General features: G+C 72.9%; 12 protein-coding genes. 6 read left to right on the forward strand and 6 right to left on the reverse strand.

The window, feature by feature from the left end; genetic code table 11:
* Nucleotides 1-77 precede the first annotated feature (77 nt).
* The 3 genes from SNR22_RS07820 to deoC are packed head-to-tail and all read right to left on the reverse strand — an operon-like array spanning nt 78 to nt 3,329.
* Nucleotides 78-902 (reverse strand): aldehyde dehydrogenase family protein, encoded by an 825-nt coding sequence (locus tag SNR22_RS07820; protein ID WP_320065805.1) that lies wholly within the window; start codon nt 900-902, stop codon nt 78-80.
* Nucleotides 895-2,325 carry an aldehyde dehydrogenase family protein gene (locus SNR22_RS07825; RefSeq protein ID WP_320065806.1) on the reverse strand — a complete coding sequence of 477 codons (1,431 nt, stop codon included), beginning with the start codon at nt 2,323-2,325 and terminating at the stop codon, nt 895-897. Before SNR22_RS07825 ends, SNR22_RS07820 begins: the two co-directional genes overlap by 8 nt.
* Before the next feature lie 5 nt (nt 2,326-2,330).
* The gene (gene deoC, locus SNR22_RS07830) at nt 2,331-3,329 is read right to left on the reverse strand and encodes a deoxyribose-phosphate aldolase (protein WP_320065807.1); all 999 of its coding nucleotides are present in this window, start codon (nt 3,327-3,329) and stop codon (nt 2,331-2,333) included.
* Between the two features lie 200 nt (nt 3,330-3,529).
* Between deoC and upp the strand changes: the two genes are divergently transcribed.
* Nucleotides 3,530-4,162: a uracil phosphoribosyltransferase gene (upp, locus tag SNR22_RS07835; RefSeq protein WP_320065808.1), complete on the forward strand. Its 633-nt coding sequence runs from the start codon at nt 3,530-3,532 to the stop codon at nt 4,160-4,162.
* A gap of 108 nt (nt 4,163-4,270) precedes the next feature.
* The gene (locus SNR22_RS07840) at nt 4,271-4,948 is read left to right on the forward strand and encodes a GOLPH3/VPS74 family protein (RefSeq protein ID WP_320065809.1); all 678 of its coding nucleotides are present in this window, start codon (nt 4,271-4,273) and stop codon (nt 4,946-4,948) included.
* 47 nt (nt 4,949-4,995) lie between these two features.
* On the opposite strand, the gene SNR22_RS07845 is transcribed toward SNR22_RS07840, so the two are convergent.
* Entirely contained in the window at nt 4,996-6,663 is a 1,668-nt protein-coding gene (locus SNR22_RS07845) for a phospho-sugar mutase (protein WP_320065810.1), read from the reverse strand.
* Between the two features lie 60 nt (nt 6,664-6,723).
* The gene (locus SNR22_RS07850; RefSeq protein ID WP_320065811.1) at nt 6,724-8,973 is read right to left on the reverse strand and encodes a serine/threonine-protein kinase; all 2,250 of its coding nucleotides are present in this window, start codon (nt 8,971-8,973) and stop codon (nt 6,724-6,726) included.
* A 211-nt stretch (nt 8,974-9,184) separates the two neighbouring features.
* Between SNR22_RS07850 and SNR22_RS07855 the strand changes: the two genes are divergently transcribed.
* On the forward strand, nt 9,185-10,768 hold the full coding sequence (locus SNR22_RS07855; protein ID WP_320065812.1) for a methylmalonyl-CoA mutase: 1,584 nt from the start codon (nt 9,185-9,187) through the stop codon (nt 10,766-10,768).
* A 478-nt stretch (nt 10,769-11,246) separates the two neighbouring features.
* Nucleotides 11,247-12,509 (forward strand): amidohydrolase, encoded by a 1,263-nt coding sequence (locus SNR22_RS07860; RefSeq protein ID WP_320065813.1) that lies wholly within the window; start codon nt 11,247-11,249, stop codon nt 12,507-12,509.
* Here the strand turns inward: SNR22_RS07860 and SNR22_RS07865 are convergent.
* Complete coding sequence (locus tag SNR22_RS07865) at nt 12,466-13,395, reverse strand: DUF4349 domain-containing protein (RefSeq protein WP_413775608.1); 930 nt, start codon at nt 13,393-13,395, stop codon at nt 12,466-12,468. The genes SNR22_RS07860 and SNR22_RS07865 overlap by 44 nt on opposite strands.
* Before the next feature lie 104 nt (nt 13,396-13,499).
* Here SNR22_RS07865 and SNR22_RS07870 point away from each other — a divergent pair, with 104 nt between their 5' ends.
* Together SNR22_RS07870 and SNR22_RS07875 are read left to right on the forward strand one after the other, a co-directional pair.
* Nucleotides 13,500-14,129 (forward strand): MBL fold metallo-hydrolase, encoded by a 630-nt coding sequence (locus SNR22_RS07870; protein WP_320065815.1) that lies wholly within the window; start codon nt 13,500-13,502, stop codon nt 14,127-14,129.
* Nucleotides 14,130-14,133: 4 nt separating this feature from the next.
* Nucleotides 14,134-15,093, forward strand: coding sequence for a hypothetical protein (locus SNR22_RS07875; RefSeq protein WP_320065816.1), 960 nt, complete (start codon nt 14,134-14,136; stop codon nt 15,091-15,093).
* The last annotated feature ends 5 nt before the right edge of the window (nt 15,094-15,098 follow it).

Here is a 15,098-nt window from a genome sequence, read left to right on the forward strand (position 1 = left end):
TCCGAAAGCGTGGGCGAAGAAGGTGGGGCGGCGGGGGTGGAGGCGGCGGGGGTGGGGGAGCGGGATGGGGTGGGGGGTTAGGTGCCCTTGGGGTGCCAGACCGTTTTGGTCTCCAGCAGGGCGGTCATGCGGGTGATGCCGGGATCGGCGGACCAGTCGTGGTCGGCCGGGGCTGGGCGGAGCACCCGCTTGAGGTTCTCCGCCGCCTTGACCTCCAGATCGGCCGCGAACTCGGGGTCGGTCACCCCGGTCAGGTCGATCGCGTTGACGTCCATGTGCGCGGCCAACGTCGGCGCGGTCTCCGTCGGCGGGCCGGTGAGGATGTTGATCACCCCGCCGGGCAGGTCGGAGGTGGCCAGCACCTCGGCCAGGGTCACCGCAGCCAGGGGCTGCGCCGGGGAGGCCACCACCACCACCGTGTTGCCGGTGACGATCGCCGGGGCGATCACGCTGACCAGGCCGAGCAGCGCCGGGGCCGCCGGGGCCACCACGGCCACCACGCCGGTCGGCTCGGGCGCCGACAGGTTGAAGTAGGGCCCGGCGACGGGGTTCGCGCCGCCGTACACCTGGGGGAGTTTGTCGGACCAGCCGGCGTACCAGACCCAGCGGTCGATCGCGGCGTCCACCTCGTCGGCCGGCACGCCGAGGGCGACGAACTGCTCGCGGCGGCCCTCCAGCATCTCGGCGACCCGGTAGAGGATCTGCCCCCGGTTGTACGCGGTCGCCCCGGCCCAGCCCTTGACGGCGGCGCGGGCGGCGACGACCGCCTCCCGCGCGTCCTTGCGGGAGGCCAGAGACACGTTCGCCGACTGCACGAGATACGACCGTCCCGACTCGCTGCGCGGGAACTTCCCGCCGATGAAGAGCTTGTACGTCTTGCGTACCGCGACCCGCTCAGACATTGAGGTACCCCTCCAGCCCGTGCCGGCCGCCCTCGCGACCGTAGCCCGACTCCTTGTAGCCGCCGAAGGGCGAGGTGGGGTCGAACTTGTTGAACGTGTTGGCCCAGACCACCCCGGCGCGCAGCCGGTCGGCCGTCCACAGGATCCGGGAGCCCTTGTCGGTCCAGATCCCGGCGGAGAGCCCGTACGGCGTGTTGTTGGCCTTCTCGACGGCCTCGGCCGGGGTGCGGAACGTCAGTACGGAGAGCACCGGGCCGAAGATCTCCTCCCGGGCGATCCGGTGCGCCTGGGTGACGCCGGTGAAGATCGTTGGCGCGAACCAGAAGCCGCGTTCGGGTAGCTCGCACGGGGGCGACCAGCGCTGCGCGCCCTCGGCGGCGCCGGCGTCGGAGAGTTCGCGGATCCGGGCGAGTTGGGCGGCGGAGTTGATCGCCCCGACGTCGGTGTTCTTGTCCAGCGGGTCGCCGACGCGCAGCAGCGCCATCCGGCGCTTCAGCGACTCCAGCACCTGCTCGGCGACGTTCTCCTGGACCAGCAGCCGGGACCCGGCGCAGCAGACGTGCCCCTGGTTGAAGAAGATGCCGTTGACGATCCCCTCGACCGCCTGGTCGATCGGGGCGTCGTCGAAGACGATGTTCGCGGCCTTGCCGCCCAGTTCCAGGGTGAGCTTCTTGCGGGTGCCGGCGACCGATCGGGCGATGGCCCGGCCGACCTCGGTGGAGCCGGTGAAGGCGACCTTGTCCACGCCCGGGTGCTCGACCAGCGCCCGGCCGGTGTCGCCGGCCCCGGTGACGATGTTGACCACACCGGCCGGCAGTTCGGCCTGCTGGCAGATCTCGGCGAAGAGCAGCGCGGTCAGCGGGGTGGTCTCGGCGGGCTTGAGCACCACCGTGTTGCCGGCCGCGAGCGCGGGGGCGATCTTCCAGGCCAGCATGAGCAGCGGGAAGTTCCACGGGATGACCTGCGCGGCCACCCCGACCGGCCGTGGGTCCGGCCCGAAGCCCGCGTGGGTGAGCTTGTCGGCCCAGCCGGCGTAGTAGAAGAAGTGCGCGGCGACCAGCGGCAGGTCGACGTCCCGGGACTCCCGGATCGGCTTGCCGTTGTCGAGCGACTCCAGCACGGCCAGTTCGCGGGAGCGTTCCTGAATGATCCGGGCGATCCGGAACAGGTACTTGGCGCGGTCCCGGCCCGGCATCGGGCCCCACACCTTCTCGTACGCCGCCCGGGCGGCGCGGACCGCGCGGTCCACGTCCTCGCTCCCGGCCTCGGCGATCTCGGCGAGGACCTCCTCGGAGGCGGGGTTGACCGATTTGAAGGTGCCGCCGTCGGTCGGGTCGACGAACTCGCCGTCGACGAAGAGCCCGTACGAGGGTTTGAGGTCCACCACCGAGCGGGACTCGGGGGCGGGCGCGTATTCGAACATCACTCTCAGTCCAGGGTGAAGTAGTCGGGACCGGAGTAGACGCCGGTCGTCAGCTTGGTGCGCTGCATGAGCAGGTCGTTGAGCAGGCTGGACGCGCCGAACCGGAACCAGTCCGGGTCGAGCCAGTCCGCGCCGACGGTCTCGTTGACCATCACCAGGTACTTGATCGCGTCCTTGGTGTTCTTGATCCCGCCGGCGGGTTTCACGCCGACCTGCCGCCCGGTGGCGGCGCGGAAGTCGCGGACCGCCTCCAGCATCACCAGGGTCACCGGGAGGGTCGCCGCGACCGGCACCTTGCCGGTGGAGGTCTTGATGAAGTGGGCGCCGGCCAGCATGGCCAGCCAGGAGGCCCGCCGCACGTTGTCGTACGTGGACAGCTCGCCGGTCTCCAGGATCACCTTCAGATGGGCGTCCCCGCAGGCGGACCTGGTGGCCACGATCTCGTCGTAGACCTCGGAGTAACGCCCGGCCAGGAACGCGCCCCGGTTGATCACCATGTCGATCTCGTCCGCGCCGGCCGCCACGGCGGCCCGGGTGTCGGCGAGCTTCACCTCCAGCGGTGCCTGCCCGGAGGGGAACGCCGTCGCCACGCTGGCCAGGTGCACGACCCCGGGTCCGGCCACCTGGCCCGGTCCGGAGCCGGCGCTCGACCCGCGCAGCACCTCGGCGACGTACGGGACCATCGCCGGGTAGACGCAGACCGCGCCGACGTGCGGGCAGGTCGGGTCGGCCGGGTCGGGGCGCAGCGCCTTCGCCGCGAGCGCCCGCACCTTGCCGGGGGTGTCCGCGCCCTCCAGGGTGGTGAGGTCGACCATCCGGATGGCCAGGTCGATCGCCTGGGCCTTGGCCGTGGTCTTGATGGAGCGGGTGCCGAGCTGGGCCGCCCGCTGCTCCGCGCCCACTTGGTCCACGCCCGGCAGGCCGTGCAGGAAGGCCCGCAGAGCGGTCTCGGATCGTCCCAGTTCGGATAGGTCCGACCGGGCCGACGTCGCTGTCGCCGTCATGCCGGGAAGTCTACGCATCGACCCGCGTTGTGATCTCGATCACGATGGCCTCGATTCGGCCGCCGCAGGGCCCCGCGAGGCCCCCGCAAGGCCCCCGAGAGGTCGCCGGGGGCCGCGGGGAGGTCCTTCGGGGTGAGCGGCGTCGCTGCCGGGCCTGCGCCCGCACTGGGCGAGCCGACCGTTCGGTAGGTTGAGTGATCGTGGACGTACACGTCATTGACCACCCGCTCGCCCAGTCGCGGCTGACCGCCATGCGGGACGCACGCACCGACTCCTCCTCGTTCCGGGCCGCGCTGCACGAGCTCACCACCATGCTCGTGTACGAGGCCGCCCGCTCCTTCCCCGTCGAGAAATACCAGGTGCAGACCCCGGTTACCGGCACCGAGGGCACCCGGCTGGCCAACCCGCCGCTGCTGGTGCCGGTGCTGCGGGCCGGTCTCGGCATGGCCGACGCCGCCCTCGGCCTGCTTCCCGAGTCGTCGATGGGCTTCGTCGGCCTGGCCCGCGACGAGGAGACGTACGAGCCGCGCGCCTACATGGAGTCGCTGCCCCGCGACCTGTCCGGCCTGCCCGTGCTGGTCCTCGACCCGATGCTGGCCACCGGCGGCTCCCTGGAGCACTGCTGCCGGCTGCTCGCCGACCGGGGCTGCACCGACATCACCGTGCTCTGCGTCCTCGCCGCGCCGGTCGGCATCCGCCGGCTGGAGCAGTCCGGCCTGCCGTTGCGCCTGGTCACCGCCTCGATCGATGAGGGCCTCAACGACCAGATGTTCATCGTGCCGGGCCTCGGCGACGCCGGCGACCGCCAGTTCGGCGGCATGCCCCGCTTCTGAGGTGCAAGGAAGGGCACCTCGTTAACGCCTGAGGTATAGAAGGGTTCCCCTCTCACGGGGGCGGGTTGGGGTGCGCGGAATTGCGCGCAGGCGTTACCGTCTCGGGCCATGACTGGTGTTGTGCTCGCCGAGGAGTTGCTGCTCCTCGCGTACGACGACGAATCCGGCAAGGCGACCATGCCGCGGATCAGCCTCGACCTGGGAATGGCCGCCGCGGTGCTGATCGAGCTGGCGCTGGCCGGCCGGATCGCGTACGCCGACGGCAACCTGGTGGTCACCGACTCGGCCCCCACCGGCGAGCCCCGGCTCGACGAGGTGCTGGGCCGGATGGCCGCCGACACCCCGCACACCCCGTCCTCCTGGGTGCAGCGGCTGCGCCACGCCCTCCGCGACCGGATCCTCGGCGACCTGGTCGGCCGGGGGGTGGTACGTGACGTCGAGGAGACCGAGCTGGGCTTCATCCACGTGCACCGCTACCCGACCACGGACGCCTCGGTGGAGGAGGACATCCGGCGTCGGCTGGCCGAGGCGCTGGCCGACGGGCAGCTTCCCGACGAGCGGACCGCTGCCCTGGCCACCCTCGTGGCGGTGCTCCGGATGGAGCCGGCGCTGGGCCTGACCGGCGACGCCGCCCGGGACGCCCGGGTACGGCTGGCGGAGATCGCCGACGGGGCCGGCTTCTCCGGCGACGTCGGTCTGGACGTCTCGGTGGTCCGCCCCTCGGTGGCGCTGGTCGTCACCGCTCTGGGGCAGGCGGTGGACGCCGCCCTCGGCAAGCGCGCCTGAGAGGTGCGGAAGGGCACCCCCGTTGATGGGTGCCCTTCCGCACTCACCTACAGGCCGAGGGTCGTCGCGACCTCCGCGCGCAGCGCGGCGAGCGCCGTGGCCGCGCGGGTGCGGGCCGCCGGCACGTCGCCGCCCGCGACCGGCTCCACCACCTCCAGGTACGCCTTGAGCTTCGGCTCGGTGCCCGACGGGCGGATCACCACCCGGGCCGCGTCGGTACGCAGGATCACCACGTCTGCCTCGGGGAGCAGGTCCCGCGCCTCGGTGACCGGGTGGCCGAGCAACGCGGTCGGGGTGGCCGCCCGGACCCGGGCCATCGCGTCGGTGATCACCCGCAGGTCGTCGACCCGCACCGAGAGTTGGTCGGTGTGGTGCACGCCGAACTCGGCGGCCAACTCGTCCAGCCGGTCGGTGAGGGTGCGGCCCTCCGCCTTCAGGCCGGCGGCCAGTTCGGCGACGGTCAGCGCGGCGGTGATGCCGTCCTTGTCCCGCACGTGCTCCGGGGCGACGCAGTAGCCCAGGGCCTCCTCGTAGCCGAAGACCAGCGGGGCGGAGCCGCCGCCGGCCCGGACGATCCACTTGAACCCGGTCAGCGTCTCGTCGTACGGCAGGCCCCGGGCCGCGCACATCGCCCGCAGCAGGGACGACGACACGATGGTGGTGGCGTACAGGCCCCGCACACCCCGGCGCATGAGGTGGTCGGCGAGCAGCGCGCCCACCTCGTCGCCGCGCAGCATCCGCCAGCCGGTTCCCGCGTCGCGGACGGCCACCGCGCAGCGGTCCGCGTCCGGGTCGTTGGCGATCGCCAGGTCCGCACCGGTCCGCTCGGCGAGCGCGACGAGACGGTCCACCGCCCCCGGCTCCTCCGGGTTGGGGAAGCTCACGGTCGGGAAATCCGGGTCCGGTTCCGCCTGCTCGGGCACCACGCCGGGCACGCCGAACCCGGCGCGGGCGAAGGTGGCGGTCAGCACCGCCGCGCCCACCCCGTGCAGCGGGGTGTACGCCACCCGCAGATCGCGTGGTCCGTCTGCGGAAACCACGGCGGCGGCCCGGTCCACGTACGCGGCGGCCAGGTCGTCGCCGAGCACCTGCCCGGCCGGCCCGAGCGGCACCTGGGCCAGCGGGCCGACCGCCCGGATGGCCGCCTCGATCCCGGTGTCGGCCGGCGGAACGATCTGCGCCCCCGCGCCCAGCCCGCCGCCGAGCCGCGCGCCCAGGTACACCTTGTAGCCGTTGTCCTGTGGCGGGTTGTGGCTGGCGGTGACCATCACACCGGCCACCCCGCCGAGGTGCCGCACCGCGTACGCCAGCACGGGGGTGGGCAGCGGGCGGGGCAGCAGCAGCGCCGGGCGGCCCGCGCCGGTGGCGACCTGGGCGGTGCGCTCGGCGAACTCCCGGGAACCGTGCCGGGCGTCGTACCCGATCACCAGCGGACCGGGCGCGCCCTGGGCGGCGAGCCAGCCGACCAGCCCGGCGGCGGCCTGGGTGACCACGGCGAGGTTCATCCCGTTCGGACCCGCGCGCAGCGGCCCCCGCAGCCCCGCGGTGCCGAAGGTCAGCGGCCCGGCGAACCGGTCCGCGAGCTCGGGCGCGCTCGCCGGTAGGCGGTCGAGCACCGCCCGCAACTCGTCGCGGGTGGCCGGGTCGGGGTCGTCGTCGAGCCACCGCCGGGCCTGGTCGCGAATGTCGTCAACTTCAGTGGGTTCCGCCGCCATTGCCTCTTGATAGCACGGCGGCGGAACACCACGTCGCATCGGCCTCGCCCCCGGTGGGCCTCAGTTGGCCCCACCGAGCTTGAACGACGTCACCATCTTTTCGAAGATCGGTTTGCTCTCGGCGAAGCGGGCGTCGGTGGCGGAGAGGTAGAACGAGTAGACCTTCCCCTCGTGCACCACCCCGCGCCACACCCCGTGCCGCATGCCGTCGCCCTCGCCGCAGGTGTATTCGAACTCGGCCGCCGACTGGCCGTCGAGCTTCTGCTCGGACATCGACAGCTGGTTGTAGGGCTTCGGGCAGGAGGTGGACCTGGTCCGCAGGCCCCTCTCGGCGGTCTCGGCCCAGCGCAGGGACGACGTGCCACCCCAGTCCTCGGCGAGGATGCGCACCTTGCGCCCGCCGTCCTCCGGGTCGATGAAGTCGACCCAGACACCGGCGCTCTTACGCTCCCAGCCCTTGGGTACCTGCACCGTGATGCCCTTGGTCGAGTGCTCCTGCATCTCGACCACCGGGGCCGCGGGGGGCGCGGGTGGCGCCGCCGGGGTGGCCGGCCCTTCCGGGTCGCCGCCGCTGAACAGGACGACCGCGGCCACCAGCAGCAGCACCGCGAGGCCGCCGGCCGCCGCGAGCTGCACCTTGCGCGGCCAGCCCCGCACGCCGGCCACGATCCGGCCGACGCCGCCGGGTTTGCCGCCGTCGGCCGGGGTGGGCGCGGTGCCCGGGGTGGCCCACGGCTGGCCGGTGCCGGCGACCGACCACTGGCCGCCGCCGTACTGCCCGCCGAGCCGCTGGGTCGCCTCGGGTGTGCCGTACGCCGGCACCGCCTGGGTGGCGTCGGGGGGGCCGACCCGTTGGGTGGCGTCCGGCCCGCCGAAGGGGTGTCGCTTGGTGCCCGGCAGGACCCCGAAGGGCGCCCGCTGGACGGCGTCGGGGCGGGGCCCGAAGGGCACCTGCTGGACGGCGTCGGGGCGGGGCCCGAAGGGCACCTGCTGGGTGGCGTCGGGCGAGCTGCCGTACGTCACCCGCTGGGTGGCCTCCGGCGCACCCCCCGCGTCGACCCGCTGGGTGGCGTCCGACGAGCCACCGTACGTCCGGGCGGCCGGTGGCGTCGGCGTCGGCGCGGCAGGCGGCGTCGGCGTGGGCATCGCCCCGGTGGGGGTGTGCAGCGGGCCGGCGAGCGCGTCGGCGCTGGTGTCGTCCAGCGCGGCGGCGCTCGCGGCGGCGGAGGTGATGGCCTTCTTCGCCGTGCCGCCCTGGCGCAGCGCGGCCAGCCGGTCGGTCAGCGACTCGCCGGGGGCGAGCATCGCCGAGCCACCGATCTGTCCGCCGGGCGACTCGGGTGCTGGCGGCGGATTGACGGGGACCGGGGGCCGCGGCGCCACCGGCACCACCGCGTACGGGTCGGTCACCGAGTGGACGGCGGTGGCGTTGCTGGTCAGCGGGCCGGCCAGCAGCTCGCGCAGCATCGCCCGGGAGGTGTGCACGTCGAGCCGGCGGGCCGGGTCCTTCTCCAGCAGCCCCATCAGCACCCGGGTCAGTGGGCCGCTGCGCTGCGGGGTGGCCGGCGGATCCTCGACCACGGAGTGCATGGTCTCGATCGGGTCGCCCTTGTCGAATGGGGGCCGCCCCTCGACCGCCGTGTAGAGGGTCACGCCGAGGGAGAACAGGTCGCTGGGCGGGCCGAACTCCTGGCCCATCGCCCGCTCGGGGGAGATGAAGTGCGGCGAGCCGAGCACCATCCCGGGGGTGGTGAGCTGCACGTCGGTGGGGAGCTTGGCCACGCCGAAGTCGGTGAGCACGCACCGGCCGTCGGTGCAGATCAGCACGTTGGCCGGCTTGACGTCGCGATGCAGCACGCCCATGGCGTGCGCTACCTCCAGCGCGCCGAGCAGGGCGATGCCGATCTTGGCGACCGCGCGGGGCGCGACCGGCCCGTCCTCGATCACCATGTCGGCCAGGCTGCGGGCGTCCAGCAGCTCCATCACGATCCAGGGGCGGCCACCCTCGGTGACCACGTCGTACACCTGGACCACGGCAGGGTGCTGGATGGCGGCGGCGGCGCGCGCCTCGCGCAGGGTCCGCTCGTACATCGCGTCGCGGTCGCTCGGGGCCAGGCCCGGCGGGAGGATGACCTCCTTCACCGCCACGTCGCGCCGCAACAGGGTGTCTGAGGCACGCCACACCGTGCCCATGCCGCCGTTGCCCACCGCGGACCGGAGCGAGTAGCGACCACCGATGGTGGTGCCGGGCGCCGCGCGTCCGTGGGGTGGACTGATCGGTCCGCCGCTCCACGTCGGGATCTGAGTCACAGAAAAGCCACCGGGGTAAATCGAGGGGGCTGGGACACAACGCCTCTATCTTGCTGGTTCCGACGCCGGATGCGAAACCCGACGCGGCGGACGTTTGTCGAACTCGACCGTGCGTGGCTGGTTGTTCACTCTGGGGTCACCCCCGGACGAAGGTGGCGGATGTGCGGAATCCCTCACCCGTCCGTGCGCCCCCGCGTCCTACCATCCGGAGATGAGCGAACCGCGGTCGAGCGAGTCCGGCTTCCCGATCAAGGCCCTCTACACGGCGGGCGACCTGCCCGAGGACCTGGACTCCCGGCTGGGCGACCCTGGCGAGTTCCCGTACGCCCGTGGGGTCTACCCCACGATGTACACCTCCCGGCCGTGGACCATGCGCCAGTACGCCGGCTTCGGCACCGCCACCGAGTCCAACGCGCGCTACCACCAGTTGCTGCGGGCCGGGACGATGGGCCTCTCCGTCGCCTTCGACCTGCCCACCCAGATGGGGTACGACTCCGACGACCCGATCGCGCACGGCGAGGTGGGCAAAGTCGGAGTGGCCATCGACTCCATCGAGGACATGCGGCTGCTCTTCGACGGCATCCCGTTGGACAAGGTCTCCACCTCGATGACGATCAACGCCCCCGGCTCGGTGCTGCTGCTGCTCTACCAGCTCGTCGCCGAGGAGGCCGGGCTCGCCGGGTCGGCGCTCAACGGCACCATCCAGAACGACATCCTCAAGGAGTACATCGCCCGGGGGACGTACATCTTCCCGCCGAAGCCGTCGCTGCGGCTGGTCGCCGACACCTTCGCGTACTGCCACGAGCAGGTGCCGAAGTGGAACACCATCTCCATCTCCGGCTACCACATGGCCGAGGCCGGTGCCACGCCCGCGCAGGAGATCGCCTTCACGCTGGCCAACGGCGTCGAGTATGTCCGCGCCGCGCTGGCCGCCGGGCTGGCCGTGGACGACTTCGCGCCCCGGCTGTCGTTCTTCTTCGTCGCCCGGACCACGCTGCTGGAGGAGGTCGCGAAGTTCCGTGCCGCCCGGCGGATCTGGGCCCGGCTGATGCGCGACGAGTTCGGGGCGAAGAACCCGAAGTCGATGATGCTGCGCTTCCACACCCAGACCGCGGGTGTGCAGCTCACCGCCCAGCAGCCCGAGGTCAACCTGGTCCGGGTGGCGGTGCAGGGGCTCGCCGCCGTGCTCGGCGGCACCCAGTCGCTGCACACCAACAGCTTCGACGAGGCCATCGCCCTGCCCACCGAGAAGGCCGCCCGGCTGGCCCTGCGCACCCAGCAGGTGCTGGCGTACGAGACGGACCTGACCGCCACGGTCGACCCGTTCGCCGGCTCGTACGTGGTGGAGGCGATGACCGCCGAGATCGAGACGGCGGTGACCGAGCTGATGGACCGGGTCGCCGACCACGGTTCGGTGGTGGACGCGATCGAGGTGGGCTTCCAGAAGCGGGAGATCGAGCAGTCCGCGTACCGGATCGCCCAGGAGATCGACTCGGGCGAGCGGGTGGTGGTCGGGCTCAACCGGTTCACCGTCGACACCGACGAGCCGTACGAGCCACTGCGGGTCGATCCGACGATCGAGGCGACTCAGGCCGAGCGGCTGGCCAAGCTGCGGGTGGAACGCGACGGTGGCGCCGTCGCGCGGGCCCTCGACGTACTGCGCGCCGCCGCCGAGGGCACGGAGAACGTGCTCCACCCGATGAAGGAGGCCCTGCGGGCCCGGGCCACGGTGGGCGAGGTCTGCGGCACCCTGCGCCTGGTCTGGGGCACGTACCGCCCGAGCGACCGGTTCTGACGGCCCCCACCCCGCCTCCCACGGCACCGGGAAGGCGTGGCGCGTCGGATGTGTGTCTCCGGGGGCGGTGGGGTACCCCATCCGGGTGACGGGGTCGGACAGCGTGTGCGCGACTGCGGCGTCCCGCCGTGTCACCGTCGGGGTCGACCGGCCGCTGATCGCGGTCGGTTAATTGTCCGAGCGGCAGTCAATTGAAGCGACTAATGCGACAATTCGGGAAACGGCGGCCCCGGGATCGACGGCGATTTCGCGACCGTTGACTCGATTACGGGTTGTAGGAGGTGTGGGGCAGATGACGGCGTTCGAACGCGATCTACCTGCTGTCCCGCAGATTGTCGAGCCCTTCCACCAGGGTTTTCGTGACGCTGCGCGGTCCGATCGCTACGGGAATGAAGTTGCACAGCGTCACCGCCGGAGGTCTAGGCTGTCTGCTGTCCTTCCGGATGATCCAATCATTTCTAGTGATCGAGATTTCGACGTGACGAGTGCGTTGACGCTGCCGGATGGCAGCCAGCTGGCGTCGTCGGCGTGGCCGCAAGCGCCGTCCGGGTCCCAGCCCCTTCCCTTCGAGCTGGACCATCTACTCGCCCTGCGGGAGCCCGGGCTTGTCGCCACCCGCCGGCACATCCACTCCCACCCGGAGCTCTCCGGCGAGGAGTTCGAGACCGCGGCCCTGGTCGCCCGCGAGCTCTCCCTCGCCGGGCTGCGCCCGCGCCTGCTGCCGAAGGGCAACGGCGTCATCTGCGACATCGACGGACGCCCCGATGGCCCGGTGGTCGCGCTCCGCGCCGACATCGACGCGCTGCCGCTCACCGACGTCAAGGACGTGCCGTACCGGTCCACCCGGGAAGGCGTCTGCCACGCCTGCGGCCACGACGTGCACACCACCGTGCTGCTCGGCGTCGGCATGCTGCTGGCCCAGCTCGCCGACCTCGGCGAGCTGGACGGCCGGGTCCGGCTGATCTTCCAACCCGCCGAGGAGATCCTGCCCTGCGGCTCGCTGGAGGTCATCGAGGCCGGCGGCCTGGACGACGTGGTGCAGATCTTCGCCCTGCACTGCGACCCCAACCAGCCGGCCGGCAAGGTCGGCCTGCGGGTCGGCCCGATCACCGCCGCCGCCGACAACGTCACCGTCCGGCTCACCGGGCCGGGTGGGCACACCGCCCGCCCGCACCTGACCGTCGACCTGGTCGACGCGCTCGGCCGGCTGGTCACCGAGGTGCCCGCCCTGGTCAGCCGCCGGGTGCCGGCCAACAGCGGGCTGCTGCTGGTCTTCGGCCAGGCCTCGGCCGGCACCCAGTGCAACGTCATCCCCTCCGAGGCGTGCGCCTCCGGCACCCTGCGGGTGATGGACCGCGACACCTGGGAAAAGGCTCCCGAGATCGTCGCTCAGGTGGTCCGGGACGTCATCGCCCCGACCGGGGCCGCGGTCGACCTGGAGTACCTGCGCGGTCGCCCGCCGGTCAGCAACGACGCCAGGGCGATCCAGGTGCTGACCGCCGCCACCGTCGCGGCGCTCGGCCCCGACGGCGTCGCGGAGACCCCACAGAGCATGGGCGGCGAGGACTTCTCCTGGTATCTGGAGCACGTCCCGGGCGCGCTGGCCCGCCTCGGCGTCGGTAAGCCCGGCCCGAACGTCGACCTGCACCGGGCCTCGTTCGACGTTGACGAGCGCGCCATCGCGTTCGGCGTCCGACTCATGGTGCAGACCGTGCTGCGGGCACTCGCGGCGACTCGCTGAGGACCGGCGCCGGCCTGCGCCGGCGCCGGCGCAGCAGCACCACCAGCAGCGCCACGGGCAGGCCCAGGGCCACGGCCCAGGGCAGCACCGCCCCGAGCACGGTGAGCAGGACACCCACCGAGACGGCGAACGCCTCCCAGCCGCCGCGCAGGCCGGCCAGGAAGCCGGTCTCCGACTCGTCGTCCGAGGTCTCCGCGTCCTTGCCGGCCAGGGTGATGGTGATGGTGGAAAGCGCGGTCAGGTCGGCCAGCCGGCGCTTCTTCGCCTCCAGCGACGCCAGGTCGGCCTCCCGCCGGGCCACCTCGCCCTCCAACGTCACCAGGTCGCCGATCGAGGTGGCCCGGGCCAACAGCTTGCGACCACTCTCCACCCGGGCTCGCTGGGTGGCGATCCGGGCGTCCAGGTCCACGGTCTCCTCGGTCACGTCCTCCGTACGGATCGACCGGTGCTCCTGCCGGCCCAGCTTCGCCAGCTCCTCCAGCACGACGGCGAACCGCGCCGCCGGTACGCGCAGTTTCAGCTCCGCCCACGCGCCCGCGCCGGCGCTGCGCCGCTCGTCGCCGCCGACGAAGCCCCCGGCCGAGGTGACCGCGGTCACCGCGGACTGGGCGGCGGCGTCCACCTCGTCCACCCGTACCCGCATGGTTCCGGTGTAGACGATCGAGCGCTGGTCGACCCGCAGGTCCGGCGACCCGCCGCCCGCGCCCGCCTTCGCCTTTCCCGCGTCACTCTCGGCCTGGGGTGCGGCCCGCTCCGCCGATCCCGCTGAGTCGGCCGACGTCTGTTGACCGCCGCCCGCGCTGCACCCGCCCACCGCGAGCAGGGCCACCAGCCCAACCGCCGTCAGCAACCTCTGTCCTGCGCGTACGCCCATTCCCGCTCCCATCCATTACGGCCCACTCGGGCGATACGTCAGACGTGCCGCGGCGTCCCCCGGGTTCCGGCAGACTGCGCTCAGGATCATCACGATTCGATAATCAAGGAGTCATGATGCAGCTCATCAAGTACGCCCACTCGTGCCTACGCGTCGAACACGACGGAGGGGTGCTGGTCGTTGACCCGGGTGGCTTCAGCGACCCGGCCGCACTGGACGGGGCGGACGCGGTGCTGATCACCCACGAACATCCCGACCACCTGGACGTCGAGGCGGTCACCCGGCAGCTCGACCGCCGGCCGTTCCGCGTCCACGGCCCGGCCTCGCTGGCCGGCGTCCTCGGCGACGCGGCTGAGGCACTGGAACCGGTGACCCCCGGGCAGTCGTTCACCGCGGCCGGCGTACCGGTTCGGGCGTACGGCGGTCGGCACGCCGTCATCCACCCGGACATCCCGGTGGTGGACAACCTGGGATACCTGCTCGACGACGTGGTCTACCACCCCGGCGACTCCCTCGTGGTGCCCGAGGACGTCCAGGTGGACACGCTCTTCGCGCCGATCCACGCCCCCTGGTCCAAGTTCTCCGAGGTGCTCGACTTCATCCGCGCGGTCGCCCCGCGCCGCGCATACGCCCTGCACGACGGGCTGCTCAACGACAACGGTCTCGCGGTGCTGAACCGCCAGTACGCCGCCCTGTCCAAGACCGACTACCAGCGCCTCGAGCCGGGCAGCCGGCTCGAGGCCTGACCCGGTGCCGCCCCCTCGGGACCTGGTCCGACGGCTCTACTCCGAGCCGCCGGACCGGTTTGTCGCCACCCGCGACGCTGCCGTCGGCGAGGCCCGACGGGCCGGCGATCCGGCCACGGCCCGGGAGATCGCCCGGCTGCGCCGCCCCACCGTGGCCGCCTGGCTGGTCAACCTGCTCGCCATCCGCCGTCCCGAACTCGTCGCCGACCTGGCCCAGCTCGCCGAGGCGCTGCGCGCGGCCCAGCGCGACCTGCGCGGTCCCCGGCTGCGGGAACTCTCCGCCCAACGCCGGGCGTTGGTCGCAGCGTTGGTCGCCGAGGTGCGCCACCTGGCGGCCGACGCCGAGGGCGGGCCGCCGGGCGGGAAGCTGCCGCTGGCCGAGGTGGAGACGACGCTCAACGCCGTGCTCTCCGACACCGGCGTCGCCGAGCAGGTGCGCTCCGGCCGGTTGTTGCGGGCCACCAGCTACGCCGGCTTCGGCGAGGTGCCCCGTCCCCAGCTGCGGTTGGTCACCGGCGGCGAGGCATCCCCGCCGGTCGCCGCCACCGGCCGGGTCGCCGCCACCGGCCGGGTCGCCGAGCGGGACCGGAGCCGGCGGGAACGCGACGAACGGGCCGCGCAACGGGCCGCCGGGGCCGAGCGGGCTCGGCAGCGCCGGGCGCTGGAACGGGAGCTGACGAAGGCGCGTACCGACCAGGGGCGGGCCGAGGCGGAGCTGGCCGGCGCGGCGGACGCCGAGCACGACGGCGCCGAGGAACTGGCCGACATCGAGCGGTCGCTGGCCGCGCTGGAGCGGCGACGCGCCGAGGCCGAACAGGAACTGAGCCGGCGCAAGCTGGCCCGCCGAGGGGCCGAACGCGCCGTCACCGCCGCCCGGCGGCGCACCGGCGAGGTCGAGGGAGCGATCGAGGCGATCGATGCCGAAGAGGGGGCTGACGGCGGGGGAGACAGCGGGGGAGACTGAGTGGC

It is taken from the genome of Micromonospora sp. RTGN7, from assembly GCF_033804645.1.
In the GTDB taxonomy this organism is placed as follows: Bacteria; Actinomycetota; Actinomycetes; order Mycobacteriales; family Micromonosporaceae; genus Micromonospora.

Coding starts and splice junctions, on each gene's coding strand:
- SNR22_RS07820 (WP_320065805.1), bottom strand. CDS start 902: ATGTCTGAGCGGGTCGCGGTACGCAAGACGTACAAGCTCTTCATCGGC.
- SNR22_RS07825 (WP_320065806.1), bottom strand. CDS start 2,325: ATGTTCGAATACGCGCCCGCCCCCGAGTCCCGCTCGGTGGTGGACCTC.
- deoC (WP_320065807.1), bottom strand. CDS start 3,329: ATGACGGCGACAGCGACGTCGGCCCGGTCGGACCTATCCGAACTGGGA.
- SNR22_RS07840 (WP_320065809.1), top strand. CDS start 4,271: ATGACTGGTGTTGTGCTCGCCGAGGAGTTGCTGCTCCTCGCGTACGAC.
- SNR22_RS07845 (WP_320065810.1), bottom strand. CDS start 6,663: ATGGCGGCGGAACCCACTGAAGTTGACGACATTCGCGACCAGGCCCGG.
- SNR22_RS07855 (WP_320065812.1), top strand. CDS start 9,185: ATGAGCGAACCGCGGTCGAGCGAGTCCGGCTTCCCGATCAAGGCCCTC.
- SNR22_RS07865 (WP_413775608.1), bottom strand. CDS start 13,395: ATGGGAGCGGGAATGGGCGTACGCGCAGGACAGAGGTTGCTGACGGCG.
- SNR22_RS07870 (WP_320065815.1), top strand. CDS start 13,500: ATGCAGCTCATCAAGTACGCCCACTCGTGCCTACGCGTCGAACACGAC.